Below are 23,831 nucleotides of genomic sequence, written 5' to 3' on the forward strand. Positions count from 1 at the left end.
CTGGGCGGTATGACGTCCGCTCCCCCGACCTCGCCGGTCGCCCGCTGGCGGCCCGCTCCGGTCGCGCGGGTGCGGTCGTGGTTGGGCGACTGGGTGGTGATCGGCGTCTGGATCGGGCTGCTGACCGCCGTGGGCGCGGTGGTGGTCCCCCTGCTGGAGCTGCCCGGCGTGGCGAGCGCGTCGGTCCGCGAGCTGCTCGTCGCCGACGTCGTCTTCGCGCTCCTGACGGTGGTGCCGTGGTGGTGCTACCTCTCGGTGACCGAGAGCTCGCGCCGACGCGCGACGCTCGGCAAGCGGTGGGCCGGGCTGGTGGTCGCCGACGCGGCGGGCGGCACGGCCGGAGCCGGTGCGGTGTGGCTGCGCAACCTGGTGAAGGCGACGCCGTGGCAGCTGGCCCACCTGGGGGTCAGCCGGATGATCTACGAGCTGCAGCTGGGGCTGGGCATGGCCTTCCTCGTCGCCTCCCTCCTGCTGCTGGCTGCCTGCGCCGGGCCTGCGCTCACCGGTGGGCGGGGCGTGCACGACCGCGCCGTCGGGCTGCGGGTCCAGCGTGCGGCGTGGTCGGCGGCGTGGGGCGCCGAGGCGAGCGCCACCACGGGTCGCGGCTGCACTGAGGGCCGGCAGCCGCGGGCCCCGGGACCAGGGGCACCGCGGTGAGCGCCGGACCGCTCAGGGGCGGTGCCTCGCTCCTCGGCGACTTCGAGCGGCACCTCACCGTGGAGAAGGGCCGCTCGGCGCATACCGTCCGGGCCTACCTGGGCGACCTCGCCGCGCTGGACCGCTACCTGGCCGAGCGCGGCACCGACCGCCTCGCGGACGTGCGTCTGGCGGATCTGCGGGCCTGGCTCGGCACGATGGGCGCCGAGGGCGCATCGCGCTCGACCCTCTCGCGGCGGGCGGCGGCTGCGAAGACCTTCTTCCGCTGGGCCCAGCGCACCGGTCGGCTGACGGCCGACCCGTCGCTGCGGCTCGCGGCTCCGGGGAAGGACTCCCACCTGCCGGGAGTGCTGCGGGCGCCCCAGGCGGCCGAGCTCATGGACCTGGCGGCGGTCGCCGCCGACGACGAGGACCCGCTCCACCTGCGCAACCGAGCCATGCTCGAGCTCCTCTACGCCTCCGGGATGCGGGTCGGAGAGCTCACCGGCCTCGACCTGGACGACGTCGACCTGGAGTCCGGCACGGCACGGGTGCTGGGCAAGGGCGACAAGGAGCGCATCGTGCCCTTCGGCGCCCCGGCCGAGCAGGCCCTGCGCCGATGGATCACCGACGGACGACCTCGTCTCGCGACGGGCGAGTCTGGACCGGCCCTCTTCCTCGGGCGCCGCGGGCGTCGGGTCGACCAGCGCCAGGTCCGCTCGACGCTGCAGGACCTGCTGCGGCATCTTCCCGACACCCCGCCGATGGGTCCGCACGGGCTGCGGCACAGCGCGGCGACGCACCTGCTCGACGGCGGGGCGGACCTGCGCACCGTGCAGGAGCTCCTAGGCCACGCGAGCCTCACGACGACCCAGATCTACACCCACGTCTCCGTGGACCGCCTCCGGGCGGCCTACCGTCAGGCCCACCCCCGCGCCTGAGGATCGCCCTACCGCGTGAGGAGGGTCCAGAGCGCGAGCAGGACGAGCACGCCGACGGCGATGCCGAGAGCCAGCGGCAGCACGATGAGCAGGACGGCCAGCAGCAGGTAGACCGGCCCGGACCGCCGCGAGGTCTGCCCGTCCGCGAGCGCCGCCTGCAGCAACCGGTAGTTCTTGCGGTTGGCGCGGTGGGCGACGTCGGCGGCGTCGCCGACGACCGGGACGAGCCCGAGCGCCGCGTCGAGAAGCATGTTCCACGCCATCCGGACCAGGACCAGCAGCGGCACGCGGCGGCGCGCTGCGTCATACATGATCACGGCAGACATGCCGGAGCCGATGATGTCGCCGGCACCCGGCAGGAGCCCGAGCACGGCGTCGAGACCGATGCCGATGCGGGTGCCCGGAATCGTCACGAGGTCGTCCATGACCCGGGCCAGGTGCCGGCTCATCCCGGTGTCGGGATGCCGGTCGGGGTCGGCGTCAGGCCGAGACCCGGTGCGGGGGTCGTGCTGAGGGAGCGTCACCTGCACGAGTGTCCCTCAGTCGCGCACCGGCAGGAGGGTGAGCTCGACCCCGAGCAGCAGCGGCGTGGGGTCGACATAGCTGGCCTGGCCGCGCAGCGCGCCCAGGTGGAGGCAGTCGCGGACGAGGCAGTGGCCACCGGTCGCGAGACGACCGATGGCGTCGCCGCGACCGACCCGGGAGCCTCGGGAGGGCCTGTCGTCGACGGGCTGGTACGTGCTGCGCAGCCCGCTCTCGTGCGTCACGCTCACGACTCCCACGCCGGCGATGACTCCGCTGTAGGTCACCACCCCGGCCTCGACGGCGAGGACCTGCTCTCCGGCCACCCCGACGAGGTCGAGCCCCCGGTGCCCCGCACCCCACCGCTCCGCGGGCGGGTCGAAGCCGCGCGCGATCTCGGGAGCGCCGGCGAGCGGCCACCCCCACCGCGCGGTCCGCTCCCGGTCGGGCGTCGCCGGCAGCGCGCGGACCGCCACGACCTGGGAGGCCACGAGGCCGGCGCGGGCCGTCTCCGAGCCACCGTTCGCCGCTGATGTCAGCGGCGCCCCCACGACGAGGAGGAGTGCCACGGCACCCCGCACGAGCAGCACGGGTGCGCTCAGCACGGTCCCGCACCTGCGCGCCGCCGCCATCCGTCGAGGAGCTCCTCGGCGTAGCCGTCGTGCTCCAGCTCCCGCAGGGCGGCGAGTGTCTCGCCGAGCGTCAGGCCGGCCCGGACCATGACCTCGTCCACGGTGCTGGAGCCGCGGGGGCGGAGCCATTGCCACACCCGCCGCAGCTGCGGGGCCAGCGCGTCCTCCCCCCGGCGGGGTCCCTGCTTGACCGGCGCCAGGTCGTGCCCGATCCGGCCCACCAGCTCGGCGACCTCGGCTCCGTCCGTGACCAGCTCGGCCCCCATCCGGATCTCGGCGTGCGCCCCCTGGGAGAGCAGGCTCTGCACCGAGCCGGGCACCGCCATGACGTGGCGACCGAGCTCCCGCGCGTGCTTGACGGTCGACCGGGCCCCGGAGCGCAGCCCGGCCTCCACGACGACGGTGCCGAGGGACAGCGCGGCGATGAGCCGGTTGCGCGCGAGGAAGCGCATCCGGGCCGGAGCCCCGCCGGGCGGGGTCTCGCTCACGAGGAGGCCGGTCTGGCCCACCCTCCGGATGAGGTCGGCGTTGGCGCGTGGGTAGGCGACGTCGACACCGCCGGCGAGGACGGCCACGGTCACGCCGTCACCCGACAGCGTGGCCCGGTGGGCCGCGGCGTCGATGCCGAAGGCCGCACCGGAGACGATGGTGAAGCCCCGGTCCACGAGGTCCAGGCACAGCCCAGCAGTGACGTGGTCGCCGTAGGCGGTGCTGGCCCGGGCCCCGACGACGGCGACCCCACGCTCCGGCACCTCGCCCAGCCGGACTGGCCCGAGCACCCACAGGCACCAGGGCGGATGCCCGAGCTCCTCGACCTGCGCCGGCCACTCACCATCGCCCGGCACCAGCAGCCGCGCCCCCAGGGAGCGCGCGATCCGGGCGTCGTCCAGGGCGAGCGCTGCCTGGGAGCGGCCGACCAGCCGTTGCAGCGACACCCCGTCGGGGGTCCGGCCGTCGCGCAGCGCATAGCCGACGAGGTCGAGCACACCGTGCTCGGCCACCAGCCCTTGGATCTTCTCGTCGTAGGGCTCGGCCAGCCGGGACAGCAGGATCCGGGCCCGGCGCTCGTCCAACGCCATCATGCGACCTTCACCCCGGTCGGGGTGCGCAGGTCCAGGGCGAGCGTGACGTCCTCGAGCTGCGGCCGGGAGACGCCCCGCAGATCGGCGAGGGTCCACGCCACCCGGAGGGCGCGGTCCAGGCCTCTCAGGGTCAGGGCGCCCCGGTCCATGGCCAGCTCCAGAGGCCGGCGCCGGGCCGCGTCGAGGCGCCACGGACCGTCCCTGAGCACCGAACCCGGCACCTGGCTGTTGAGCGACCACGGCAGGTCCGACCACCGCTCGCGCTGCCGCCGTCGCGCCTGCGCGACCCGGGTCGCCACCACGGTGGTGGACTCGCCGGCGGGCAGCGACAAGTCGGTGCGGGTCACCGCGCTCACCGCCAGCTTGAGGTCCACCCGGTCCAGGAGCGGACCCGAGAGGCGCGCCAGATAGCCGTTGCGCCGGAACGGCGCGCACACGCACTCTCCCCCGGAGCTGCCGCAGGGGCAGGGGTTCGCGGCGAGCACGAGCTGGAAGCGCGCCGGAAGCCTGAGGTGCCGGTCGGCGCGGGCCACCACGACCTCGCCGGACTCCAGCGGCTGACGCAGGGCGTCGAGGACGTCCCGCCGGAACTCCGGGGCCTCGTCGAGGAAGAGCACGCCGTGGTGCGCACGCGAGACGGCGCCGGGTCGGACCGCCCGCGATCCGCCACCGACGACGGCCGCTGTGGAGGCGGTGTGGTGCGGCGCCACGAAGGGCGGCCGGTCCACCAGCGAGTCGTCGGTCGGGAGCGCGCCCAGGACGGAGTGGATGGCCGTCACCGCCAGCGCGTCCTCGGGGCCGAGCTCGGGCAGGATGCCGGGCAACCGCTCCGCCAGCATGGTCTTGCCCGCCCCCGGTGGACCGACGAGCAGCAGGTGGTGCCCACCGGCCGCGGCGATCTCGAGAGCCTGCCGGGCCACCGCCTGCCCCACGACGTCGCCCAGGTCCGGCACCGAGGGGGGCGGGGTCGGCTGCCCCGCCGGCAGGGCGAGCCTGACCTCCCGGCCCTCCGACCGCGCGCGGTAGAAGTCGCGCACCTCGCCGAGCGAGCGCACCGGATGCACGGCCACCCCACGCACGAGAGACGCCTCCCGGGCCGCACTGGCCGCCACGAGGACCTCCTCCACACCACGCTCGGCCGCCGCCACGACCATCGGCAGGACCCCGGGCACCGGTCGCACGTCACCGGCCAGGCCCACCTCGCCGATGTGCGCCAGACCGCTCACCACCTCGGGCGGGACGTGCTCCTCGGCCGCCATGAGCGCGACGGCGATCCCGAGGTCGAGGCCGCTCCCAGACTTCGGCACGCCGGCCGGGGAGAGGTTGATGGTCCAGCGCCGCGGCTTGATCGACATGCCGCAGTTGCGCAGCGCCGGACGCACCCGGTCCGGTGCCTGCCGGCAGGCGCTGTCGGCCAGGCCGGTCATCACGGTGGCCGGCAGACCGTCCGCCCCCTGCGCCTCGATCGTCACCACCTGGCCGTCCACGCCGCTCAGGGTCACCGCGCAGGTGCGCGCCAGAGCCATCAGGCCACCCCGCGCAGATGGGTCAGCCGCGGCTTGGCGTCGCCGCGCGTCAGCACGCCGACGACGTCGATGCGCAAGTCGGCGCCGCGGGCGTCATGGGCGGCGAGCCAGGCCCAGGCCAGGCGCCGCAGCCGCCGGGCCTTGTCCTGATCCACCGCCTCGACCGGCTCACCGAAGCGCACCGAGCGGCGGGTCTTGACCTCGCAGAACACATAGACCGGTCCCCCGTCGTCGTCCTGGCGGGCGACGACGTCGAGCTCCCCCTCAGGGCAGCGCCAATTGCGCTCGATCACCTCCCATCCCAGGGCCTCCAGGTGCGCGCACGCCAGGTCCTCGCCCCGGTCACCGATCGCCCGGGCCCGCGCCCACGGCATACCCCTGCCCTGCATGGTCTCCCCTCCCTGACGGCCGACGCACGCGACCGGTCACCACCAGCGAAGGACGTCGCGCCCGCCGGCACAAGGCGGCCACCCCGATCTGTGGACGAGTGGACACCCCGCGCGGAGGATGTGGACGACGTAGCATCATGAGGATCGTGTCGACCACCCTCTCCGAGCAGACCGCTGCCAGCCTGATCCCGCACTGGATCGCCGGCGTGACGACCACGGGCACCGACCCGCGGACCGCGCCGGTCTACAACCCCGCCCTCGGCACGGAGAGCGCCCGCGTGCCCCTGGCAAGCCCGGAGGAGGTCGAGGCCGCGGTCAGCGCCGCGAGCGCCGCCTTCCCCGGGTGGCGGGACACCTCGATCGCCCGACGACAGGCGGTCATCTTCCGTTTCCGCGAGCTGCTCCACGAGCGCAAGGACGAGCTGGCGACCCTCATCACGAGCGAGCACGGCAAGGTGCACTCCGATGCACTCGGGGAGGTCCAGCGCGGCCTGGAGGTCGTCGAGCTCGCCACCGGCTTCCCGCACTTCCTCAAGGGAGAGTTCTCCGACAACGTCTCCCAGGGGGTCGACGTCTACTCGCTGCGGCAGCCGCTCGGCGTCGTCGGCATCATCTCGCCGTTCAACTTCCCGGCCATGGTGCCGCTCTGGTTCTTCCCCGTCGCTATCGCCGCCGGCAACGCCGTCGTGCTCAAGCCCAGCGAGAAGGATCCTTCCCCCGCCCTGTGGTTGGCGCGGCTCTGGCAGGAGGCCGGTCTGCCGGACGGCGTCTTCAACGTCCTCCACGGCGACAAGGAGGCGGTGGACGGCCTGCTCACGCACCCGGACGTCGCGTCCATCTCCTTCGTCGGGTCTACCCCGATCGCCCAGCACATCTACGAGACCGCTGCCCGGCATGGGAAGCGGGTGCAGGCGCTCGGAGGCGCGAAGAACCACATGCTCGTCCTCCCCGACGCCGACCTCGATCTCGTCGCGGACCAGGCCGTCAATGCCGGCTACGGCTCGGCGGGTGAGCGGTGCATGGCGATCTCCGTGGTGCTGGCCGTGGAGCCGGTCGGCGACGAGGTGATCACGCGGCTGACCGAGCGCATCGGGCGGCTGCGCGTCGGCGACGGGACACGCGACCCGGACATGGGGCCCTTGATCACCCGGGCCCACCGCGACACGGTCGCGTCCTACATCGACGTGGCCGCCCAGGACGGCGCCGAGGTGGTGGTGGACGGGCGCGGGATCACCCCCGACGGCGACCCTGGCGGCTTCTGGCTCGGCCCCACGCTGCTGGACCGGGTGCCCACGAGCAGCCGCGCCTACACCGAGGAGATCTTCGGTCCGGTGCTGTCGGTGGTCCGCGTCGCGTCCTTCGACGACGGCGTGGAGCTCATCAACTCCGGTGCCTTCGGCAACGGCACGGCCATCTTCACGCGCGACGGCGGTGCGGCCCGACGGTTCCAGCGCGAGGTCGAGGTCGGGATGATCGGCATCAACGTCCCGATCCCCGTGCCGGTGGCCTACTACTCCTTCGGCGGCTGGAAGTCTTCGCTCTTCGGAGATGCCAAGGCCTACGGCACCCAGGCCTTCGACTTCTTCACGCGGCAGAAGGCGGTGACGACGCGGTGGCCGGACCCCGCGGAGCACGGCGGGATCGACCTGGGTTTCCCCCGCAACGCCTGAGGCGCACCCGGGTCGTCACTCGCCCCCGCCTCCGCCGCCGTCACCGGTCGCCGGTCAGCCCCTTCACGTCCAGATCCGACTTGGCCAGCTCCTCCACGTTGACGTCCTTGAAGGTGATGACCCGTGCCTTCTTGACGAAGCGCGCGGGGCGGTAGACGTCCCACACCCACGCGTCGGTGAGGGTGACCTCGAACCACGTCTCCCCTCCCCCGGTCCGGACCTGCACGTCCACCTCGTTGGCGAGGTAGAAGCGCCGCTCGGTCTCGACCACGTGCGAGAACAGACCCACGACGTCGCGATACTCGCGGTAGAGCGCCAGCTCGGCGTCGGTCTCGTACTTCTCCAGATCCTCGGCACTCATCGTCCCGTCCCTTCGTCGTCACGGTGGTCGGCGGCAGCCGCGAGGTTCCAGCTGCGCCGGTGCCAGGCGCTCGGGCCCAGCCGGCGCAGCGCCTCCTGGTGCTCGGGAGCTGCATACCCCTTGTTGTGCTCCCACAGATAGGGGGTATGCCGTTCCTCCCGGGCAGCCTCCACCATCAGTTGGTCGCGCTCCACCTTGGCGAGCACGGAGGCGGCGGCGACGGAGGAGCACCGCAGGTCGGCCTTGATCATGGTGCGGACCGGGGGTGGCTCGGGGCCCTCGACCAGCCCGAGCAGGCCGACCCGCTGCGGGTCGGTGAGCCAGTCGTGGTTGCCGTCCAGGAGCACCAGGTCCGGCCGGATCGAGCCCAGGTCGGCGAGCGCCCGCTCGCCGGCCAGGCGCAGGGCCCCCATGATGCCGATCGCGTCGATCTCCGCCGGCCAGGCGTGCCCGACGCCGTGGCCGAGCGCCCAGCGCCGGATCCGCGGCACGAGCCGCTCCCGGACCGCGGGGGCCAGCAGCTTGGAGTCCTTGACCCCCTGGGGAGCCGTCCGGCAAGCGGGGTCGATCGCGACCACGCCGACGCTCACCGGACCGGCCAGCGCGCCGCGGCCGACCTCGTCCATCCCCACGAGCACGGCATACCCCTCCCGCTGCAACGTGCGCTCCACGCGCAGGCTCGGGCGGGTCACGGTGGCCCGGGACCGGCGGGCCCGCGTCGTCGTCGCCGTCATCCGCCCTCCGGGACCGTGTCGAAGGTCTCCGGCACGGTGAACCAGTCGAAGTGGTCGAAGGGGAAGATCAGCACGACCGCCTGCCCCACCACGTTGTCGAGGGGCACCGACCCGGTCTCGCCGGTGCCGTCGTCGTTGGCACGGCTGTCGCGCGAGTTGGACCGATGGTCGCCCATGAGCCAGATGTGGTCCTCGGGGACGGTGATCTCGAAGTCGGTGGTGCTCGGCTGGTCACCGGGAGCGAGGTAGTCCTCCTGCAGCGGCTCACCGTTGACCGACAGCCGCCCGTCGTCGTCGCAGCAAGCGACGGTGTCGCCGGGCAGGCCGATGACGCGCTTGATGAGGTGGTTGCCCTGCGAGGAGGGGGCCACGCCGACGAACTCCAGCCCGCGCAGCAGCCCGTTGACGACCGGCCCGCGGTCCTCGCGCTCAATGGTCGGCAACCAGCCACCGGGGTCCTCGAAGACGACGATGTCGCCGCGGTCCACCCCTAGGGAGCCGGCCTGGATCTTGCTCACCATCACCCGGTCGCCGTAGACGAGGGTGTCCTCCATGCTGCCCGACGGGATCCAGAACGCCTGGGCCAGGAAAGTCTTGATGAGGAAGGAGATGACCAGGGCGGTCGCCGCGATCGCGACCACCTCGCGGATCGCCGCGACGACGCCGCCTCGGCGGCGCTGCGGAGCCGCCTGCGCGGACTGCGGAGCCTGATCCTCGCGCTCCTGACCCTGCGCCCGGATGTCCCGTGTGGGATCGCTCACCGCTGTCGTCCTCGCCTCGAACCGTTGTCGCTTCCTCGACCCTAACGCCCGACCCTGGAAAGGGATCGATCCCCCGCCGGACGGGCCGACGGAGGATCGAGGGGTATGCCGTGCGGTCGGCTCAGGCGTCCTGCTCGGCCGGGGCAGCAGGCTCCGCCGGAGCCGCCTCCGGCTGCGTCACGGCACCCTTGCTCGGCACGCTGTCGCGGCGCTCGCGGATCTTCGCCGCCTTGCCGCGCAGGTCGCGCAGGTAGTAGAGCTTGGCGCGGCGCACGTCACCGCGGCTCACGACCTCGACCTTCTCGATGTTCGGGGAGTGCAGCGGGAAGGTGCGCTCCACACCGACGCCGAAGGAGACCTTGCGAACGGTGTAGGTCTCGCCGAGGCCCCCGCCGTGGCGGCGGATGACGACGCCCTTGAAGACCTGGACACGAGAGCGGTTGCCCTCGATGACCTTGACGTGGACGTTGACCGTGTCGCCTGCGCGGAACTGCGGGATGTCGGTCCGCAGGCTGGCGGCGTTGAGATCGTCAAGCTGGTGCATGGTGCGTGTCTCCTGCTCGGGGTGCCACAGGTCACCCCCGGCGCTTCGGTGCTCGACCGGCAGAGTCGAGCACGTGTCGTCGTGGTGTGGTCCTCGGACGGGCACCACCCGCGCAACTCCCCCTGTGGCAGGGGCACGGGCTGGTCGGCGCGGACGCCGGGACGCAAGGGTCCAGTCTGCCAGAGGGAGCCGCGAGCCTCCAAGTCGCGACGCCGGTCGACCTCCGCGTGACGCGGGCCCACCTCCGCGCGTCCGGCAGGGTGCGCCGCGGCGCGGCGGTGCGGCATACCATCTGCGCGTGCCGATCCTCACCCTGCTGACCGCGCCGAGCGCCCCTCACCTCACCGACGCGCAGGTCGAGGAGGTGACCGACGGGCGGCACGGGGTGGTGCGCTGGCTGAGCCCCGGCGCCGCGGTCGCGGTCGAGGTGGCCACGCCCGCTCCCCTGGACGAGGGGCTGTGGGGCGCGTGGCAGGAGCGTGGCGTCGACCTCGTGCAGCAGGACTCCGTGCGTCGGCGGCGGGTGCTGCTCGCCGACATGGACTCCACCATGATCGAGCAGGAGTGCATCGACGAGCTGGCGGCGCACGCGGGGGTGGGCGAGCGCGTAGCCGACATCACGGCTCGGGCCATGAACGGCGAGCTCGACTTCGAGGAGGCGCTGCGGGAGCGGGTGGGTCTCCTGCGCGGACTGTCGACGGGGGTGATCGAGACCGTGCTCGTCGAGCGGATCAGGCTGGCGCCCGGCGGGCGGGCGCTGGTCGCGACCATGCGTGAGCACGGCGGGTATGCCGCGCTCGTCTCCGGGGGGTTCACCCACTTCACCGGCCCGGTCGCGCGCACCCTCGGTTTCGACGAGGACCGCGCCAACACGCTCGATGCGGCCGACGGCGCGCTGACCGGCGACGTCGTGCCACCCGTGGTGGGCAAGGAGGCCAAGGTCGCCGCGCTGCAGGACATCACGCGGCGCGTCGGCGTCGGCACCGACGACGTGGTCGCCGTCGGCGACGGGGCGAACGACCTGCCGATGCTGCAGCTCGCCGGCCTCGGGGTCGCGCTCCATGCCAAGCCCGCCGTCGCCCGGCAGGCGGCGGTCCGCGTCAACCACGGCGACCTCACGGCTCTGCTCTACCTGCAGGGCTATCAGGACGACGAGATCACGCGCCCGGGCTGAACGGGCCAGGCTCTCGGACCGAGCAGCCAGGCTCTCGGACTGAGCACGCCAGGCTCTCGGAGCGAGCACGCCAGGCTCTCGGACCGGACAGGCCAGGCTCTCGGACCGAGCAGACGAGGCTCTCGGTCAATTAGCCTGGATCCACCGATGGGGTGAGGGCTAAAGACGGCGTGGGGAAGTGAGAATGCCCCTCTGACTTGGGAAGATACGACTTGTCTAGAGCACGTATCACCCAACCCGGAAGGGCATCTCGTAGATGCAACTCTCTCATACCCTGCCCGTGGCCTCCGCGACGTTCGATGACCCCAACCTCGTGTCGGCCGCTGGGCTGGTCCCGGTCATGGCGCTGGCCGAAGAAGCCGGTCTGCGCGCCCTGGGTGATGAGCACCTGAGTCTGCCGACCGACAAGGGCGCCAACGCCGGGGCGAAACTGGCCGCCCTGGTGGCCGGGATGGCCGCCGGCGCGGACAGTATCGAGGACTTGGGGCTGTTGCGCCACGGCGCGATGGGCAAGGTCTTCGACCGGCCCTACGCTCCCTCCACGCTCGGTTCGTTCCTGCGCGCCTTCACCTTCGGACACGTCCGCCAGGGCGACGCGGTCGCCTCCCGCTTCACCCTGGCCCTGGCCGAACAGAGCGGGTTGCTCGGTAAGGCCGGCGACACCGGGACGGTACTGCTCGATATGGACGACACCATCGTGGAGGTCCACGGCTACGCCAAGCAGGGCGCCGGGTTCGGGTACACCGGGGTCCGAGGCCTGAACGCGCTGCTGGCCACCGTGACCACCGACCAAGCCGCCCCGGTCATCGCCGCCCAACGCCTGCGCAAGGGCTCCGTCGGCTCCTCCCGCGGAGCGCTCCGGCTCGCGACCGACGCCCTGGCGCTGGTCCGGCGCAGCCACCTGGCCGCACGACCCGTGCTGCTGCGGGCCGACTCCGCGTTCTACTCCGCCACCTTGGTGGGCGCCGCCATCAAGGCCGGGGCGCAGGTCTCGATCACCGTCCGGCTGGACCCCGCGGTCAAACGTGCCATCGCCAGCATCGACGACGACGCCTGGACCACGATCAGGTACACCGACGCGATCTACGACGAGACCACCAAGACCTGGGTCTCCCGGGCAGAAGTCGCCGAGGTGCCCTACACCGCGTTCACCTCGGCCAAGAAGGCCCAGCAGGTCACCGGCCGGCTGGTGGTGCGCCGCATCCCCGACCTGAACCACAAGGCCAAGGACGGGCAGGCTTCCCTGTTCGACACCTTCCGCTTCCACGCCTTCTTCACCACCACCCCGGTCACCGAACGAGGCACCGTGGCCGCCGACCAGGTCCACCGGGGTCACGCGATCATCGAGAACGTGCACGCCGACCTGAAAGCCTCCGCCCTGGCGCACCTGCCCTCGGGCACGTTCACCGCCAACGCCATCTGGCTCATCGCCGCGACCATGGCCTTCAACCTCACCCGCGCCGCGGCCACCCTCACCGGCAGCACCCAGCTGGCCAGGGCCACGACCCCGACGATCCGGCGCAAGCTGATCAACCTGCCCGCCCGCATCGCCTCCTCCGCCCGACGACTGCACCTGCACTTGCCCCGCGACTGGCCATGGCAGGACGCGTGGACGGCGCTCTACGCCGCCCTCCTGCCCAACCCGGCGCCCGCACCGACCTGAGCACCAGCCCTCAGTCCCTACCAGCAGGAACCCCAGTGGAAAAGCCGGGCAGACCGGCAGCTCCCACCTGCCCTCACCGACACCCAAGCCTCCGTCGTCCTCCGGGCCGTCTACGCAGCCAGTCTCACCAGCTCATCGGTGGATCGAGGATTAGCGGGTAGGGCCGTCCGGCGCCTCGCCCTGACGCGCCAGCAGGTCCGGGCGGCGGGCGGCCGTGCGCTCGTGCCGCTGCTCCTCGCGCCAGGCGGCGATTCGGCCGTGGTGGCCCGACAGCAGGACCTCGGGGACCTCGTGCCCGCGCCACTGCGCGGGCTTGGTGTAGAGCGGATACTCCAGCAGGCCGCCGGTGTGCGACTCCTCGTGCAGGGACGCCTCGTTGCCGACCATGCCCGGGAGCAGCCGCGCGATCGCCTCGGTCATGGCAAGCACGGCGACCTCGCCGCCGTTGAGCACGTAGTCGCCGAGACTGAGCACGGAGAGCGGGTAGCGCGCCCCGAACTCGTCGTAGACGCGCTCGTCGATCCCCTCGTAGCGCCCGCAGGCGAAGACCAGCCAGTCGTCCTGCTCCGCCATCCGCCCGGCGATCTCCTGGGTGAAGACCTCGCCGCCCGGTCCGGGCACGACCACGTGCGGGGTCTTCCCGGGACGCGAGGCGCAGACGGCGTCGAGCGCCTCGCCCCAGGGCTCGGGCCGCATGACCATGCCGGCGCCGCCGCCGTACGGCGTGTCGTCGACGGTGCGGTGCCGGTCGTGGGTCCAGGCGCGCAGGTCGTGGACCTGCACCTCGAGCAAGCCCTCCCGCTGCGCCCGCCCCAGCAGCGAGAGCTGCAGCGGAGCGAGGTAGTCGGGGAAGATCGTGACGACGTCGATGCGCAACGGCATACCCCTCACTCCCCCAGCTCGAGCAGCCCCGGCGGCGGGTCGACGACCACGCGCCGAGCCTCCTCGTCGATCTCCGGGACCAGCTCGTCGACGAAGGGGACGAGCTGATCGCCGCGGGCGGTGCGCACCTCGAGCAGGTCCTGCACCTCGCGCAGGTGCAGGGCGACGACCTCGCCGAGCACGGTCCCGTCGGGGAGCGCCACGGAGAAGCCGAGCAACTCCTCCTCGCGCCAGCCCTCGTCCGGCGCGGCGTCCTGCTCCGCCTCCCGAGCGTCCTCGACGAGCAGGCGGGTGCCGCGCAGCGCCTCGGCGGCGGTCCGGTCCTCGTGCCCGTCGAACCCGAGCAGGTAGATCCCCTGGTGCACCCGGACGCTGCGCAGCACCAGCGGCCCAGCCGCCGCGGGGTCGGTCACGAAGGACGCGCCCGGGGCGAAACGCCCGGCAGGGTCGTCCGTGTGCACCTGGACGGTGACCTCGCCCCGCAGCCCGTGCGGCTTGCCGATGCGGGCGGCCACGAAGGTGTCGCTCATGTCTGCTCCTCGCAGGTATGCCGTCGCGCCAGCCGGGCGCCGGGGTCAACGCGCGCGGCCCGCCCCGGCAGGTGCCGGTGCGGGCCGCGCGAAAGGGGGTAGGTCGAGTGCGTCAGCGGGCACGGTCGGTGTCGACGATGTCGACCCGGACCTTCTCACCGCCGGCCAGCGCACCCATGACGGTGCGCAGCGCGCTCGCGGTGCGGCCGCGCCGACCGATGACCCGACCGAGGTCCTCGGGGTGGACCCGCACCTCGAGGATGTCCCCGTGGCGGGCATTCTTGGTGCGGACCGTGACGTCACCGTCGTGGTCGACGATGCCCTTGACCAGGTGCTCCAGGGCTTCCTCGAGCACGCTCAGGCCTCGTCGGTCGTCTCGGTGCCCTCGGTCGAGGCAGCCTCGTCACCGGTGCTGGCGGCGGCCGAGCCGTCGGTGTCGGCGGCGGGGGCCGTCTCCTCGGCGGGCGTCTCCTCGGACTGGTCAGCCTTGTCGGCCTTCTTCTTGCGCGAGGTGGTGGCGCCCGAGGTGTCCTCGGAGTCGGAGGCGGCGAGGGCGGCCTCGTAGAGCGCCTTCTTGTCCGCCTTGGGCTCGCGGACCTTGAGGGTCCCCTCAGCACCGGGCTCACCCTTGTGCTTCTGCCAGTCACCGGTGATCTTCAGCAGCGCCGCGACCTGTTCGGTCGGCTGGGCCCCGACGCCGAGCCAGTACTGCGCCCGCTCGGAGTCGATGTCGATGAGCGAGGGCTCCTCGGTCGGGTGGTACTTGCCGATCTCCTCGATCGCCCGGCCGTCGCGCTTGGTGCGCGAGTCCATGACGACGACACGGTAGTACGGTGCACGGATCTTGCCCATGCGCTTCAGGCGAATCTTGACAGCCACGTGTGCGGTGTCTCCTCAATCTGTCTGTGGTGAGTCGCTCGGCGTCCGCGTGGGGAAACACGCGCGGTGCCGTGCGGCGTGGACACGTCCGGGCAGGTGAGAGGGACCGACCGCGAACGGGTACGACTTCATTGTGCCACATGCGGCGGGGCCGGTCCGTCCGCGTCGTGGTGGCTGGCTTCGCGCCCGAGGAGCGGCCCGCCCTGTGGGCCCCGGGCCGCACCGACGGGGACGAGCGGACCCCGGAGACCCTGGTGCTCAACGCCGACAACGACGCGGTCGTCCGCATGATGACGCGCTCCTAGCGGAGCTGGCGCAGCGACGTCACGGGTGCGCGAGGCACCTCACTCCGAGGCGTGCTCGGCGACGAAGCGCAACACCTCCGTGTCGTCGACGCCCGGGAAGACCCCCGGCGGCATGACGGCCAGCAGGTGCGAGTGGGCCCGCGCGGACGGCCAGACCTGCCCGTCCCAGGCGCTCGCCAGGTCGGGCGGCGGCTGCGTGCAGCACCGCGGGTCGGGGCAGCGCGAGACGCGCCGCTCGCGGGTGTCGCGGCCCCGCATCCACCGCACCTGGTCGAAGGGCACACCGAGGCTCACCGAGAAGAGGCCGGTGGATGTGGGCTCGGCGACCGCGGTGCACCAGTAGGTCCCGCGGCCGGTGTCGGTGTACTGGTGGTAGACCTCGCCGACGGGCCGGTCGAAGACGACGCGCGCCGTCCACGCCCGGCAGACGCGCGCCCCCTCGATGGCACCCGAGGCATCCATCGGGAAGCGCACCCCGTCGTTCTCGTAGGCCTTGTAGATGACCCCGTCGGCGCTGATCCGCATGAAGTGCACCTGCAGGTCCAGGTGCTCTGTCGCCAGGTTGCAGAACCGGTGCGCGGCCGTCTCGTAGGACACGGCGTAGGCGTCTCGCAGGTCCTCTAGGGCGATGTCACGCGCCTGCTTGGCCCGCTGGAGGAAGGGCACCGCGCTGTGCTCCGGCACGAGAACCGCGGCGGCGAAGTAGTTGATCTCGACCCGCTGCGCCAGGAACTCGGCGTAGTCGCGGGGCGGCTCATGCTGCAGGACGACGTGACCCAGCGCCTGCAGAGCCGCCGCGCGGGGGTCGTGACCGCCGTGCGTGGGCAGGTAGATGCGCCGGTGCGCGAGGTCCGTCACGGTCCGCGTGGAGGACGGGACGTCGGGCACGGTGCGGATCTCGAAGCCGACGTGGCGGGCGAGCCGGTGCACCGCCTCGCGGGTCACCGGGCCCTGGGCGTGTCCGACGGTGCGGACCAGTTCGGCCGCGCGGGCCTCGATCTCGGGGAAGTAGTTGTGCGCGGCGCGCATCCGCGCGCGGAGCTCCCCGTTGGCCAGGCGCGCGAACTCGGGCGTCGCCGCCCGCTGCTGCTGCAGCCCGACGACCGTCTCGTAGAGGCCGACGAGCGCCTCCAGCGCGTCGTCCGGGAGCCCGGCGCCGACCCGCACCGAGGGTATGCCGAGGGTGTCGAACCCGGCCGAGCGCTGCGCCCGCTCCCAGCGCACCTCGAGCGAGGAGCGCCGGCTCGGTGGGCCGCCAGAAAGGAGCCGGGCGACGTCGACGCCGAGAGCGGCGGCGATCTCCCCCAGGACCGACACCCGCGCCTCCCTCCGCCCGTTCTCCACGAGGGAGAGCGCGGACGGCGACAGCGAGACCTGCGTGGCGAGATCGGCCAGGGTGAGACCCGCCTCCCGGCGGTGGTGCCGGATCCGGCGACCGACCGCCACCGGATCGCTGTCGCTGCCGCCTCCGGCAGCCGGCGCGACGCTCTCCAGCCGCTCGGACGGACGGAACGGCAGCACGCGGCCCGGGGAGGACGTCATACCTCCACAATAGCGAAAGAACCCGGATTCTTGACACCCTTGAAGGGTGGTGGCGGGGGTTCAGAGGGGCGACAGTGGTGTCAACAGGCCCTCCTCCACTCACCGAAAGGGGTCGACGATGACGACCACGGCGGACCACACCAGCACCACCCCGGCGGCCCAGCAGGCGCTGGACATCGAGCACGACTGGCAGACCAACCCGCGGTGGGCGGGTCTGGAGCGCCGCTACTCCGCCGAGGACGTCGTGCGCCTGCGGGGCTCCGTCGTCGAGGAGCACACGCTCGCGCGGCGCGGCGCGGAGAAGCTGTGGGAGGCGCTGGAGAACAAGCCCTTCACCCGCGCCCTCGGCGCGCTCACCGGCAACCAGGCCGTGCAGATGGTCAAGGGTGGGCTGGAGGCGATCTACCTCTCCGGCTGGCAGGTCGCCGCCGACGCCAACCTGGCCGGACAGACCTACCCGGACCAGAGCCTCTATCCCGCCAACTCGGTCCCCGCCGTCGTGCGCCGGATCAACAACGCGCTGCAGCGCGCCGATCAGATCGCCTGGATGAACGGCGACACCTCCACGGACTACTACGTGCCGATCGTGGCCGACGCCGAGGCCGGCTTCGGCGGGCCGCTCAACGTCTTCGAGCTGATGAAGTCGATGATCCAGGCCGGCGCCGCGGGCGTCCACTGGGAGGACCAGCTGGCCTCGGAGAAGAAGTGCGGCCACCTCGGCGGCAAGGTGCTCATCCCGACCGGTCAGCACGTGCGCACGCTCAACTCGGCGCGCCTCGCCGCTGACGTGCTGGGCGTGCCCTCGATCGTCGTGGCCCGCACCGACGCGCTCGCGGCGGACCTGCTCACCAGCGACGTCGACGAGATCGACCAGGAGTTCACCACCGGCGAGCGCACGTCCGAGGGCTTCTTCCGGGTCAAGAACGGCATCGAGCCGGTCCTGGCCAGGGCCAAGGCCTACGCTCCCTACGCCGACCTCATCTGGGTCGAGACCGGCACCCCCGATCTCGGGCTGGCGCGGGAGTTCGCCGAGGAGATCCACAAGGACTTCCCGGACCAGAAGCTCGCCTACAACTGCAGCCCGTCCTTCAACTGGAAGGCGGCGCTGTCGGACGAGGAGATCGCGCGCTTCCAGGACCAGCTCGGCGAGCTCGGCTACGCCTTCCAGTTCATCACGCTGGCCGGCTTCCACGCGCTCAACCACTCGATGTTCCAGCTCGCCCAGGGGTATGCGGAGAGCGGCATGACCGCCTACGTCGAGCTCCAGGAGGCGGAGTTCGCGTCGGCCGGCTCGGGCTACACCGCGGTGCGCCACCAGGCCGAGGTCGGCACGGGGTACTTTGACGCGGTGAGCACGGCGGTCAACCCGGAGTCGTCCACGACGGCGCTCTCCGGCTCGACCGAGTCCGAGCAGTTCACCCACTGACCGAGCACCCTGCGGTGTTCGCACCCGGCCCGGCCCGCGACAGGGCCGGCCGGGTGCGCCCCGTTTCCCCGATGTGAGGACGAGATGGCCTACCCGAGCACCCTGCTGGACGACCGCACCCTCGACCTGCTTGAGCAGCTGGAACGCGACTCGCGCGAGCGGCGGGCCGCGTTGCTGCGGGCCCGCAAGGACCAGTCCCGCGCGGTCCGGGCCGGTGCCGAGCTGGGCCTCTCCGACGCGTCCGTGGCGATCCGCGACGACGACTCCTGGCGGGTCGCTCCCCCACCTGCCGACCTGACCTACCGACTGGTCGAGCTCGCGACGGCCGCCACCCCCGAGCAGGCGACGGCCGCGCTGGCCTCCCGGGCCGACGTGTGGGTGGCAGACCTCGAGGACATGCTGGTGCCGACACCGGGCCGGCTCGTCGCCGCCCAGGAGACCATCGCCGACGTGGCGGCCACGCGCACGGGTGACGCCCAGCCGGGTGTGCCCACGCTCATGATGCGCCCGCGGGGGCTGCATCTGGACGAGGCGCACCTGCCGGTCGATGAGCGCCCGGCCAGCGCCTCGGTCGTCGACACCTTCACCTTCATGGCTCGCTGCGGGCAGACCCTGCTGGACAACGGCACCGCCCCCTACCTCTACCTGCCCAAGGTCGAGTCGGCGGCCGAGGCGGTCTGGTGGGACGCGCTGCTCACCCAGGCCGAGGAGCTGCTCGGGCTGCCGCAGGGCTGCACCCGCGTGAGCGTCCTGGTCGAGACGGTCCAGGCGACGTATGCGCTCGAGGAGATCGTGCACGCCTTCCGGCAGCGCCTCACCGGTCTGGCCGCGGGTCGCTGGGACTACATCTTCTCCCACCTGCGCACCTATGGGACGCGCAGCGACCACCTGCTCCCCGACCGCGACGCCTTCACCATGAACACCCGCTTCCTGCGCAGCTACACCTCCCTCATCGTCGGCGTGTGCCAGCGCCGCGGGGTGCAGGCGATCGGGGGGCCCATCGCCCTCGCCGCCAGCGGGCCCTTCGACGACTCGGTGTCGATGACCCACGCCCGCGTGCACCGGGACAAGGCCCGCGAGGCCAAGCAGGGCTTCGACGGCGCCTGGGTGGTGCACCCCGCGATGGTGCCGGTGGCCCGGGCCCCCTTCGAGGAGCGGGACCGGCAGCGGGAAGCCGGCACGTGGGACGAGGTCGACCCCCGGGCGGCCGCCACCATCGACCCCGTGGCGCTGCGGGACGTCAGCGCCATCCCCGGTTCGTCGACGTTGACGGGGGTGCGGACGGCGCTGCGTTCGTCGCTGACCTATCTGACCGGCTGGCTCGCCGGTGAGGGCACCGCCGTGATCTCCGGCCACGTGGAGGACTTCGGCACGGTGGAACTGAACCGGATGCAGCTGTGGCAGTGGCTCACCCACGGCCAGCGGCTGGCCGAGGGGCCGACCATGTCGGAGCTGCTCCTGGACCGGATGCTCGAGGACGAGGTCGCCCTGCTGCGGCGGCGTGGCGCGCGCGAGGATCTACTGCAGCACGCCGTCACGCTGCTGCGCGACTCGGTCGTGGCCGCCGAGCCGCCCGCCTTCCTGTCCCAGCGGGCCTACGTCGTGCTGCTCTCCCTGGGCGACCTCGACGAGGACGGCGGAGATGGCGGCGACGGCGGCGACGGCGATCAGGACCCGACGGCACAGGAGTCCGACGCCGCCTGACCCGACCGGCCGCACGGTATGCCGTGACTGGACGCGCGGTATGTCGTGACCGCCCGCACGGTATGCCGTGACCGCCCGCGCGGTATGTCGCAGTTCTGTCGTGAGGTCGCGCATATCGCGCGGCCAGTCCGGGCATATCGCGCGGCCAGTCCGGGCATATCGCGCGGCCAGTCCGGGCATATCGCGCGGCCAGTCCGGGCATATCGCGCGGCCAGTCCGGGCATATCGCCCATGGTGACTGGCGGCCCCAGCGGGCGTCGCGCATGGTCGCTCAGTAGGCGCGTCCGCGCAGGATGACCCGGTGCGGATCGGACAGGGCGCGGACGTCCTGGCGCGGGTCGTCGCGATAGACGACGAGGTCGGCGGACTCCCCCTCGGCGATCCCGGGCCGGCCCAGCCATTCCCGCGCCGCCCAGGTCGCCGCGCCGATCGCGTCGAGCGTGCTCAGGCCCGCCGCGGTCAGGGCCTCGACCTCCTTCGCGACCAGTCCGTGCGGCAGCTGACCACCCGCGTCGGTGCCGACATAGACCGGTATGCCCGCCTCGTGCGCCTTCGCGACGGTCTCGCGCCGCCGCGCATACAGGTCCATCATGTGGTCGGCGTAGGTCGGGAACTTGCCACGTCCCGCCTCCGCGAAACCTGGGAAGTTGTCGATGTTGACCAGGGTCGGGACGATCGCGATGCCCTGCGCGGCGAAGGTGGCGATGGTCTCGTCGACCAGCCCGGTCGCGTGCTCGATACAGTCCGTCCCGGCGGCCGCGAAGTCGACGAGCGACTGCTCGGCGAAGCAGTGGGCCGTGACCCGCGCCCCTTCCTCGTGCGCCGCCGCGATCGCGTCGGTCAGCACGTCCACCGGCCAGCAGATCCCCAGGTCGCCGGTCTCCCGGTCGATCCAGTCGCCGACGAGCTTGACCCACCCGTCCCCGTTGCGGGCCTCCTGGCGCACGTAGTCGACCAGGTCCTCCGGCTCGACCTCCCAGGCGAAGTCGCGGATGTAGCGTTTCGTGCGGGCGATGTGGCGGCCGGCGCGGATGAGCCGCGGCAGGTCCTCCCGCTCCTGCACCCAACGGGTGTCGGCCGGGCTGCCGGCGTCGCGCAGCAGGAGCGCACCGGCCTCCCGCTCGGCGAGCGCGTGCTCCTCGGCCCGCGCGTCGTCGACGGCACCCTGCGCCTCGAGCCCCACGTGACAGTGGGCGTCGACGAGGCCGGGCAGCGCATACCCCTGAACCGTCTCGACGTCACCACCCGCCGGGGCGCTGAGGCTGAACCGACCGTCGACCACCCAGATCTCGTCGAGCACATCCTCGGGCCCGACCAGGATCTGACCTCGCACGTGCAGCGCCGGTGCGCTCATCTCGCCTCACCTTCGTCGACGGTATGCCGTGCGCCCACCGTAGCGCGGCAGGGTGCGCCCTAGACTCTCGCCTCGTGCCCGCCGCCCCCTCCCCCACAGGTCGCCCCGTCGGTGACGACCGACGACTGCACGTGCCGCAGGTGGACCTGGCCGCGATACTGAGGGACGCCGAGCGCGGCCGCTTCCCTGCGGCGGACGGTCGCTTCTCGCGGGCCCGTCCCTGGCGCGACGGGGTGGAGGGAGCGATCGCCTTCACGGGGCACGCGGTGATGGTCGTCGGGGACGACGTCAGCGACGGAGAGCTCGCCGCGCTGGGCGTCCACGGCTTCGGTGGCGCGCACGACCCCCGCGTGGCCCTCGCCCTCGCCGGAGACGGCCCCGTCGGCGTGCTGGACGCGCTGCTCGTCTCCCACGGCACCGGAGAGGGTGGCGCCCTCGTGGCGCGACCCGACCTGGCCGACACCGACCGCGCGGCCCACGCCGGAGAGTGGCGCCGCGACGTGGACGTCTACGGACTGCCGGACGAGTCGGTCTCGTCGCTGGCGACGCTGTCACGCGGCATCGCCGGGCTCCCCGAGGTAGGCATCCAGGCCGCGGACGGACACGCCGACGCGTTGCTCGCCGGTATTCGGGCGCGCCTGCCGCGCGGGGAGCCGCTGCTGGCCTCCGTCACCCCCGGCAACGCCCGGTCGTTGCGTTTCTTCCTGCGCCACGGCTTCGTGCCCGTCGGCAGCGAGCAGCTGTGGAAGCCCAGCCGCCCGGAGCGGCGACAGATCCCGCGCTGACCGGCACCCTGGCTCCTCAGACCACCCCCGCCGCTCGGGCCGGCTCCGCATAGGCCTGCGCCAGGGACTCGACCGTCTGGTGCGCGTTGAGGCCGCTGGGGTTGGGCACGACCCACAGCTCGGCGCCCTCGAGACCATCCGGCTGACGACCGACGACCGCACCACGGACACCGAACGCGCTGCGGTAAGCGGTGATCCCCGCCACCGCCACCACGGCCGGTGCCGTGGCACGGACGGTGGCACGCAACCGCTCGCCGCCCTCGCGCAGCTCGGCCGCGGACAGCTCGTCGGCGCGGGCGGTGGCGCGGCGCACCAGGTTGGTGATCCCGACCCCACGTGAGAGCAGGTAGGCGCGGTCGGTGTCGTCCATCCCCGCGGCAGGGTCGATCGGCCGCTCGATGATGCCGGCGAGCTCCAGCGCGGGGTAGAACCGGTTGCCCGGGTGGGCGAAGTGCGTCCGGGTTGCTGCGGTCCACAGCCCCGGGTTGATCCCGACGAAGAGCAGCCGGAGGCTGTCACCGACGTCCGGGACGAGGTCCGGCACGTGCGCGTCCCGGTAGCCCTGAAGCTCCTCCCTCGTGAAGCGCGCGGCCATCAACCGACCTCGATCCCGACCCCGGCCCAGGCGCCGCGGAGCGCGTCGGCGACGTCCGGCGCGGCGGCATACCGCTCCTGGGCCGAGGTGAGCGTCGCGGCGGCGAAGGTCGCGAAGTCCGCGTCGCGGGGGATGCGGCCGCGTGTGGCCACGGTGTCGAACCACACCTGGCCGGCCCGCTCCCAGGCGTGCTCTCCCAGGGCGGTCGCGAAGAGGTGGAAGGCCTTGTTGGGGATGCCGGAGTTGACGTGCACCCCGCCGTTGTCGTGGTCGGCGTCGTGCGGCAGCTGGACGTAGTCGTCGAGGTGGCCCACCTGCGGATCCTTTCCCAGGACTGCGTCGTCGTAGGCCGTGCCGGGGTCGGCCATCGAGCGCAGCGCCACGCCCTGGACGCGGTCGGTCAGCAGCTCGGCGCCGATGAGCCAGTCGGCCTCGTCGGCACGCTGACCCAGCACCCACTGCCGGACCAGGACACCGACCACGTCGGAGACGGACTCGTTGAGGGCACCCGGCTGACCCACGTAGGTCAGCCCGGCGGAGTACTGCACCAACCCGTGCGCGAGCTCGTGCGCGATGACGTCGAGGCTGGCGGTGAAGCGGGTGAAGTAGACGCCGTCGCCGTCGCCGAAGACCATCTGTCGACCGTCCCAGAAGGCGTTGTCGTAGTCCCGGGCGTAATGGACCGTCGCGACCAGCGGCAGCCCCTGCCCGTCCAGCGAGTCCCGACCGAAGACCTGCGCCAGGAGCGACCAGGTGGACCCCAGTCCGTCGTGCGCTTCCGTGGCGGCGGTGTCCCCCGTCGACGGCTCACCCTCGGTGCGCACCAACCGGCCCGGGAGACCGGTCGTGCCCTCTGCGTCGTGGATCCGCCGACGGGGACCGGCATCCGGGGTGACCGTGATCGGCGCCTCCGGCACGTCGGTCGGCTGCTCGAGGTCGCGCTGGAGCGTCGAGGACAGGATGCTCCCCTGCAGCGGCGCGTGGCCGCCAGGCCAACGGGTGGCCTCGACCTCGCGTCGGCCGCGCGTCGCCGCACCGTCCTGAAGCGTGAAGCGCACGGCGGGCGCGAGATCGGGCTCCTCCTGGGCGATCCGTTCCAGCAGGTATCCCGGGATGATCGTGCAGCGCGTCCCCATCATACCTGGACTCTGTCACGCGACACCGACAGACCAGCCCCTGGCCCGCGAGATCGCG

General features: G+C 72.8%; 26 protein-coding genes. 9 read left to right on the forward strand and 17 right to left on the reverse strand.

All coding sequences use genetic code 11. The features are described 5' to 3' along the window. Positions 1 to 9: 9 nt before the first annotated feature. Both AC5PYY_RS14390 and AC5PYY_RS14395 read left to right on the forward strand, forming a co-directional pair. Positions 10 to 657 carry an RDD family protein gene (locus AC5PYY_RS14390; RefSeq protein WP_493897479.1) on the forward strand — a complete coding sequence of 216 codons (648 nt, stop codon included), beginning with the start codon at positions 10 to 12 and terminating at the stop codon, positions 655 to 657. Then, on the forward strand, positions 654 to 1,577 hold the full coding sequence (locus AC5PYY_RS14395; RefSeq protein WP_493897480.1) for a tyrosine recombinase XerC: 924 nt from the start codon (positions 654 to 656) through the stop codon (positions 1,575 to 1,577). Before AC5PYY_RS14390 ends, AC5PYY_RS14395 begins: the two co-directional genes overlap by 4 nt. 8 nt (positions 1,578 to 1,585) lie before the next feature. Here AC5PYY_RS14395 and AC5PYY_RS14400 read toward each other — a convergent pair whose 3' ends face one another. The 5 genes from AC5PYY_RS14400 to AC5PYY_RS14420 are packed head-to-tail and all read right to left on the reverse strand — an operon-like array spanning position 1,586 to position 5,728. Then, complete coding sequence (locus tag AC5PYY_RS14400) at positions 1,586 to 2,101, reverse strand: DUF4112 domain-containing protein (RefSeq protein WP_493897481.1); 516 nt, start codon at positions 2,099 to 2,101, stop codon at positions 1,586 to 1,588. Between the two features lie 15 nt (positions 2,102 to 2,116). Next, complete coding sequence (locus tag AC5PYY_RS14405; RefSeq protein WP_493897482.1) at positions 2,117 to 2,704, reverse strand: M23 family metallopeptidase; 588 nt, start codon at positions 2,702 to 2,704, stop codon at positions 2,117 to 2,119. Then, complete coding sequence (gene dprA / locus AC5PYY_RS14410) at positions 2,698 to 3,813, reverse strand: DNA-processing protein DprA (RefSeq protein WP_493897483.1); 1,116 nt, start codon at positions 3,811 to 3,813, stop codon at positions 2,698 to 2,700. Before dprA ends, AC5PYY_RS14405 begins: the two co-directional genes overlap by 7 nt. Continuing rightward, a complete protein-coding gene (locus AC5PYY_RS14415) occupies positions 3,810 to 5,339 on the reverse strand; it encodes a YifB family Mg chelatase-like AAA ATPase (protein ID WP_493897484.1) in 1,530 nt (509 codons plus the stop codon). The genes dprA and AC5PYY_RS14415 overlap by 4 nt, the downstream gene beginning before the upstream one ends. Then, positions 5,339 to 5,728 (reverse strand): YraN family protein, encoded by a 390-nt coding sequence (locus AC5PYY_RS14420; protein ID WP_493897485.1) that lies wholly within the window; start codon positions 5,726 to 5,728, stop codon positions 5,339 to 5,341. Before AC5PYY_RS14420 ends, AC5PYY_RS14415 begins: the two co-directional genes overlap by 1 nt. A gap of 137 nt (positions 5,729 to 5,865) precedes the next feature. On the opposite strand from AC5PYY_RS14420, the gene AC5PYY_RS14425 reads away from it, so the two are divergent. Continuing rightward, a complete protein-coding gene (locus AC5PYY_RS14425; protein ID WP_493897486.1) occupies positions 5,866 to 7,398 on the forward strand; it encodes a CoA-acylating methylmalonate-semialdehyde dehydrogenase in 1,533 nt (510 codons plus the stop codon). A gap of 40 nt (positions 7,399 to 7,438) precedes the next feature. Here AC5PYY_RS14425 and AC5PYY_RS14430 read toward each other — a convergent pair whose 3' ends face one another. From AC5PYY_RS14430 to rplS, 4 genes are all read right to left on the reverse strand, one after another. Then, positions 7,439 to 7,759 (reverse strand): DUF2469 domain-containing protein, encoded by a 321-nt coding sequence (locus tag AC5PYY_RS14430; RefSeq protein ID WP_493897487.1) that lies wholly within the window; start codon positions 7,757 to 7,759, stop codon positions 7,439 to 7,441. Beyond that, positions 7,756 to 8,493: a ribonuclease HII gene (gene rnhB, locus AC5PYY_RS14435; protein ID WP_493897488.1), complete on the reverse strand. Its 738-nt coding sequence runs from the start codon at positions 8,491 to 8,493 to the stop codon at positions 7,756 to 7,758. Before rnhB ends, AC5PYY_RS14430 begins: the two co-directional genes overlap by 4 nt. After that, complete coding sequence (gene lepB / locus AC5PYY_RS14440; protein ID WP_493897489.1) at positions 8,490 to 9,254, reverse strand: signal peptidase I; 765 nt, start codon at positions 9,252 to 9,254, stop codon at positions 8,490 to 8,492. The genes rnhB and lepB overlap by 4 nt, the downstream gene beginning before the upstream one ends. A gap of 121 nt (positions 9,255 to 9,375) precedes the next feature. Continuing rightward, a complete protein-coding gene (gene rplS / locus AC5PYY_RS14445) occupies positions 9,376 to 9,798 on the reverse strand; it encodes a 50S ribosomal protein L19 (RefSeq protein WP_493897490.1) in 423 nt (140 codons plus the stop codon). Between the two features lie 298 nt (positions 9,799 to 10,096). Between rplS and serB the strand changes: the two genes are divergently transcribed. Then, positions 10,097 to 10,972, forward strand: a complete 876-nt coding sequence (gene serB / locus AC5PYY_RS14450) for a phosphoserine phosphatase SerB (protein ID WP_493897491.1) — start codon at positions 10,097 to 10,099, stop codon at positions 10,970 to 10,972. Between the two features lie 256 nt (positions 10,973 to 11,228). After that, a complete protein-coding gene (locus tag AC5PYY_RS14455) occupies positions 11,229 to 12,635 on the forward strand; it encodes an IS1380 family transposase (RefSeq protein WP_493896825.1) in 1,407 nt (468 codons plus the stop codon). A 150-nt stretch (positions 12,636 to 12,785) separates the two neighbouring features. On the opposite strand, the gene trmD is transcribed toward AC5PYY_RS14455, so the two are convergent. From trmD to rpsP, 4 genes are all read right to left on the reverse strand, one after another. Further along, a complete protein-coding gene (trmD, locus tag AC5PYY_RS14460; RefSeq protein ID WP_493897492.1) occupies positions 12,786 to 13,517 on the reverse strand; it encodes a tRNA (guanosine(37)-N1)-methyltransferase TrmD in 732 nt (243 codons plus the stop codon). 5 nt (positions 13,518 to 13,522) lie between these two features. After that, positions 13,523 to 14,047, reverse strand: coding sequence for a ribosome maturation factor RimM (gene rimM / locus AC5PYY_RS14465; RefSeq protein ID WP_493897493.1), 525 nt, complete (start codon positions 14,045 to 14,047; stop codon positions 13,523 to 13,525). Between the two features lie 112 nt (positions 14,048 to 14,159). Then, positions 14,160 to 14,402 (reverse strand): RNA-binding protein, encoded by a 243-nt coding sequence (locus AC5PYY_RS14470; protein WP_493897494.1) that lies wholly within the window; start codon positions 14,400 to 14,402, stop codon positions 14,160 to 14,162. 2 nt (positions 14,403 to 14,404) lie between these two features. Further along, entirely contained in the window at positions 14,405 to 14,926 is a 522-nt protein-coding gene (gene rpsP / locus AC5PYY_RS14475) for a 30S ribosomal protein S16 (protein ID WP_493897495.1), read from the reverse strand. Positions 14,927 to 15,066: 140 nt separating this feature from the next. Between rpsP and AC5PYY_RS14480 the strand changes: the two genes are divergently transcribed. Beyond that, positions 15,067 to 15,231, forward strand: coding sequence for a hypothetical protein (locus tag AC5PYY_RS14480; protein ID WP_493897496.1), 165 nt, complete (start codon positions 15,067 to 15,069; stop codon positions 15,229 to 15,231). A gap of 39 nt (positions 15,232 to 15,270) precedes the next feature. On the opposite strand, the gene AC5PYY_RS14485 is transcribed toward AC5PYY_RS14480, so the two are convergent. Further along, on the reverse strand, positions 15,271 to 16,773 hold the full coding sequence (locus tag AC5PYY_RS14485) for a helix-turn-helix domain-containing protein (RefSeq protein WP_493897497.1): 1,503 nt from the start codon (positions 16,771 to 16,773) through the stop codon (positions 15,271 to 15,273). Between the two features lie 118 nt (positions 16,774 to 16,891). Here AC5PYY_RS14485 and aceA point away from each other — a divergent pair, with 118 nt between their 5' ends. Both aceA and AC5PYY_RS14495 read left to right on the forward strand, forming a co-directional pair. Continuing rightward, positions 16,892 to 18,199, forward strand: coding sequence for an isocitrate lyase (gene aceA, locus AC5PYY_RS14490; RefSeq protein ID WP_493897498.1), 1,308 nt, complete (start codon positions 16,892 to 16,894; stop codon positions 18,197 to 18,199). An 84-nt stretch (positions 18,200 to 18,283) separates the two neighbouring features. Then, positions 18,284 to 19,903, forward strand: coding sequence for a malate synthase A (locus AC5PYY_RS14495; protein ID WP_493897499.1), 1,620 nt, complete (start codon positions 18,284 to 18,286; stop codon positions 19,901 to 19,903). 271 nt (positions 19,904 to 20,174) lie between these two features. Here the strand turns inward: AC5PYY_RS14495 and AC5PYY_RS14500 are convergent, their stop codons facing one another. Further along, positions 20,175 to 21,257, reverse strand: coding sequence for an amidohydrolase family protein (locus AC5PYY_RS14500; RefSeq protein WP_493897500.1), 1,083 nt, complete (start codon positions 21,255 to 21,257; stop codon positions 20,175 to 20,177). Positions 21,258 to 21,331: 74 nt separating this feature from the next. Between AC5PYY_RS14500 and AC5PYY_RS14505 the strand changes: the two genes are divergently transcribed. Beyond that, entirely contained in the window at positions 21,332 to 22,042 is a 711-nt protein-coding gene (locus tag AC5PYY_RS14505) for an N-acetyltransferase (protein ID WP_493897501.1), read from the forward strand. 16 nt (positions 22,043 to 22,058) lie between these two features. Here AC5PYY_RS14505 and AC5PYY_RS14510 read toward each other — a convergent pair whose 3' ends face one another. Then, positions 22,059 to 22,637, reverse strand: coding sequence for a mismatch-specific DNA-glycosylase (locus tag AC5PYY_RS14510; RefSeq protein WP_493897502.1), 579 nt, complete (start codon positions 22,635 to 22,637; stop codon positions 22,059 to 22,061). Next, positions 22,637 to 23,776 carry a M4 family metallopeptidase gene (locus AC5PYY_RS14515; RefSeq protein WP_493897503.1) on the reverse strand — a complete coding sequence of 380 codons (1,140 nt, stop codon included), beginning with the start codon at positions 23,774 to 23,776 and terminating at the stop codon, positions 22,637 to 22,639. Before AC5PYY_RS14515 ends, AC5PYY_RS14510 begins: the two co-directional genes overlap by 1 nt. Positions 23,777 to 23,831 lie beyond the last annotated feature (55 nt).

Source organism: Serinicoccus sp. JS2-9 (assembly GCF_059025165.1).

Coding starts and splice junctions, on each gene's coding strand:
- AC5PYY_RS14510 (WP_493897502.1), bottom strand. CDS start 22,637: ATGGCCGCGCGCTTCACGAGGGAGGAGCTTCAGGGCTACCGGGACGCG.
- AC5PYY_RS14515 (WP_493897503.1), bottom strand. CDS start 23,776: ATGATGGGGACGCGCTGCACGATCATCCCGGGATACCTGCTGGAACGG.
- AC5PYY_RS14430 (WP_493897487.1), bottom strand. CDS start 7,759: ATGAGTGCCGAGGATCTGGAGAAGTACGAGACCGACGCCGAGCTGGCG.
- AC5PYY_RS14485 (WP_493897497.1), bottom strand. CDS start 16,773: ATGACGTCCTCCCCGGGCCGCGTGCTGCCGTTCCGTCCGTCCGAGCGG.
- AC5PYY_RS14425 (WP_493897486.1), top strand. CDS start 5,866: ATGAGGATCGTGTCGACCACCCTCTCCGAGCAGACCGCTGCCAGCCTG.
- rnhB (WP_493897488.1), bottom strand. CDS start 8,493: ATGACGGCGACGACGACGCGGGCCCGCCGGTCCCGGGCCACCGTGACC.
- trmD (WP_493897492.1), bottom strand. CDS start 13,517: ATGCCGTTGCGCATCGACGTCGTCACGATCTTCCCCGACTACCTCGCT.
- AC5PYY_RS14480 (WP_493897496.1), top strand. CDS start 15,067: ATGCGGCGGGGCCGGTCCGTCCGCGTCGTGGTGGCTGGCTTCGCGCCC.
- rimM (WP_493897493.1), bottom strand. CDS start 14,047: ATGAGCGACACCTTCGTGGCCGCCCGCATCGGCAAGCCGCACGGGCTG.
- aceA (WP_493897498.1), top strand. CDS start 16,892: ATGACGACCACGGCGGACCACACCAGCACCACCCCGGCGGCCCAGCAG.
- AC5PYY_RS14415 (WP_493897484.1), bottom strand. CDS start 5,339: ATGGCTCTGGCGCGCACCTGCGCGGTGACCCTGAGCGGCGTGGACGGC.
- AC5PYY_RS14390 (WP_493897479.1), top strand. CDS start 10: ATGACGTCCGCTCCCCCGACCTCGCCGGTCGCCCGCTGGCGGCCCGCT.
- AC5PYY_RS14500 (WP_493897500.1), bottom strand. CDS start 21,257: ATGAGCGCACCGGCGCTGCACGTGCGAGGTCAGATCCTGGTCGGGCCC.
- rplS (WP_493897490.1), bottom strand. CDS start 9,798: ATGCACCAGCTTGACGATCTCAACGCCGCCAGCCTGCGGACCGACATC.
- AC5PYY_RS14420 (WP_493897485.1), bottom strand. CDS start 5,728: ATGCAGGGCAGGGGTATGCCGTGGGCGCGGGCCCGGGCGATCGGTGAC.
- dprA (WP_493897483.1), bottom strand. CDS start 3,813: ATGATGGCGTTGGACGAGCGCCGGGCCCGGATCCTGCTGTCCCGGCTG.
- AC5PYY_RS14495 (WP_493897499.1), top strand. CDS start 18,284: ATGGCCTACCCGAGCACCCTGCTGGACGACCGCACCCTCGACCTGCTT.
- AC5PYY_RS14455 (WP_493896825.1), top strand. CDS start 11,229: ATGCAACTCTCTCATACCCTGCCCGTGGCCTCCGCGACGTTCGATGAC.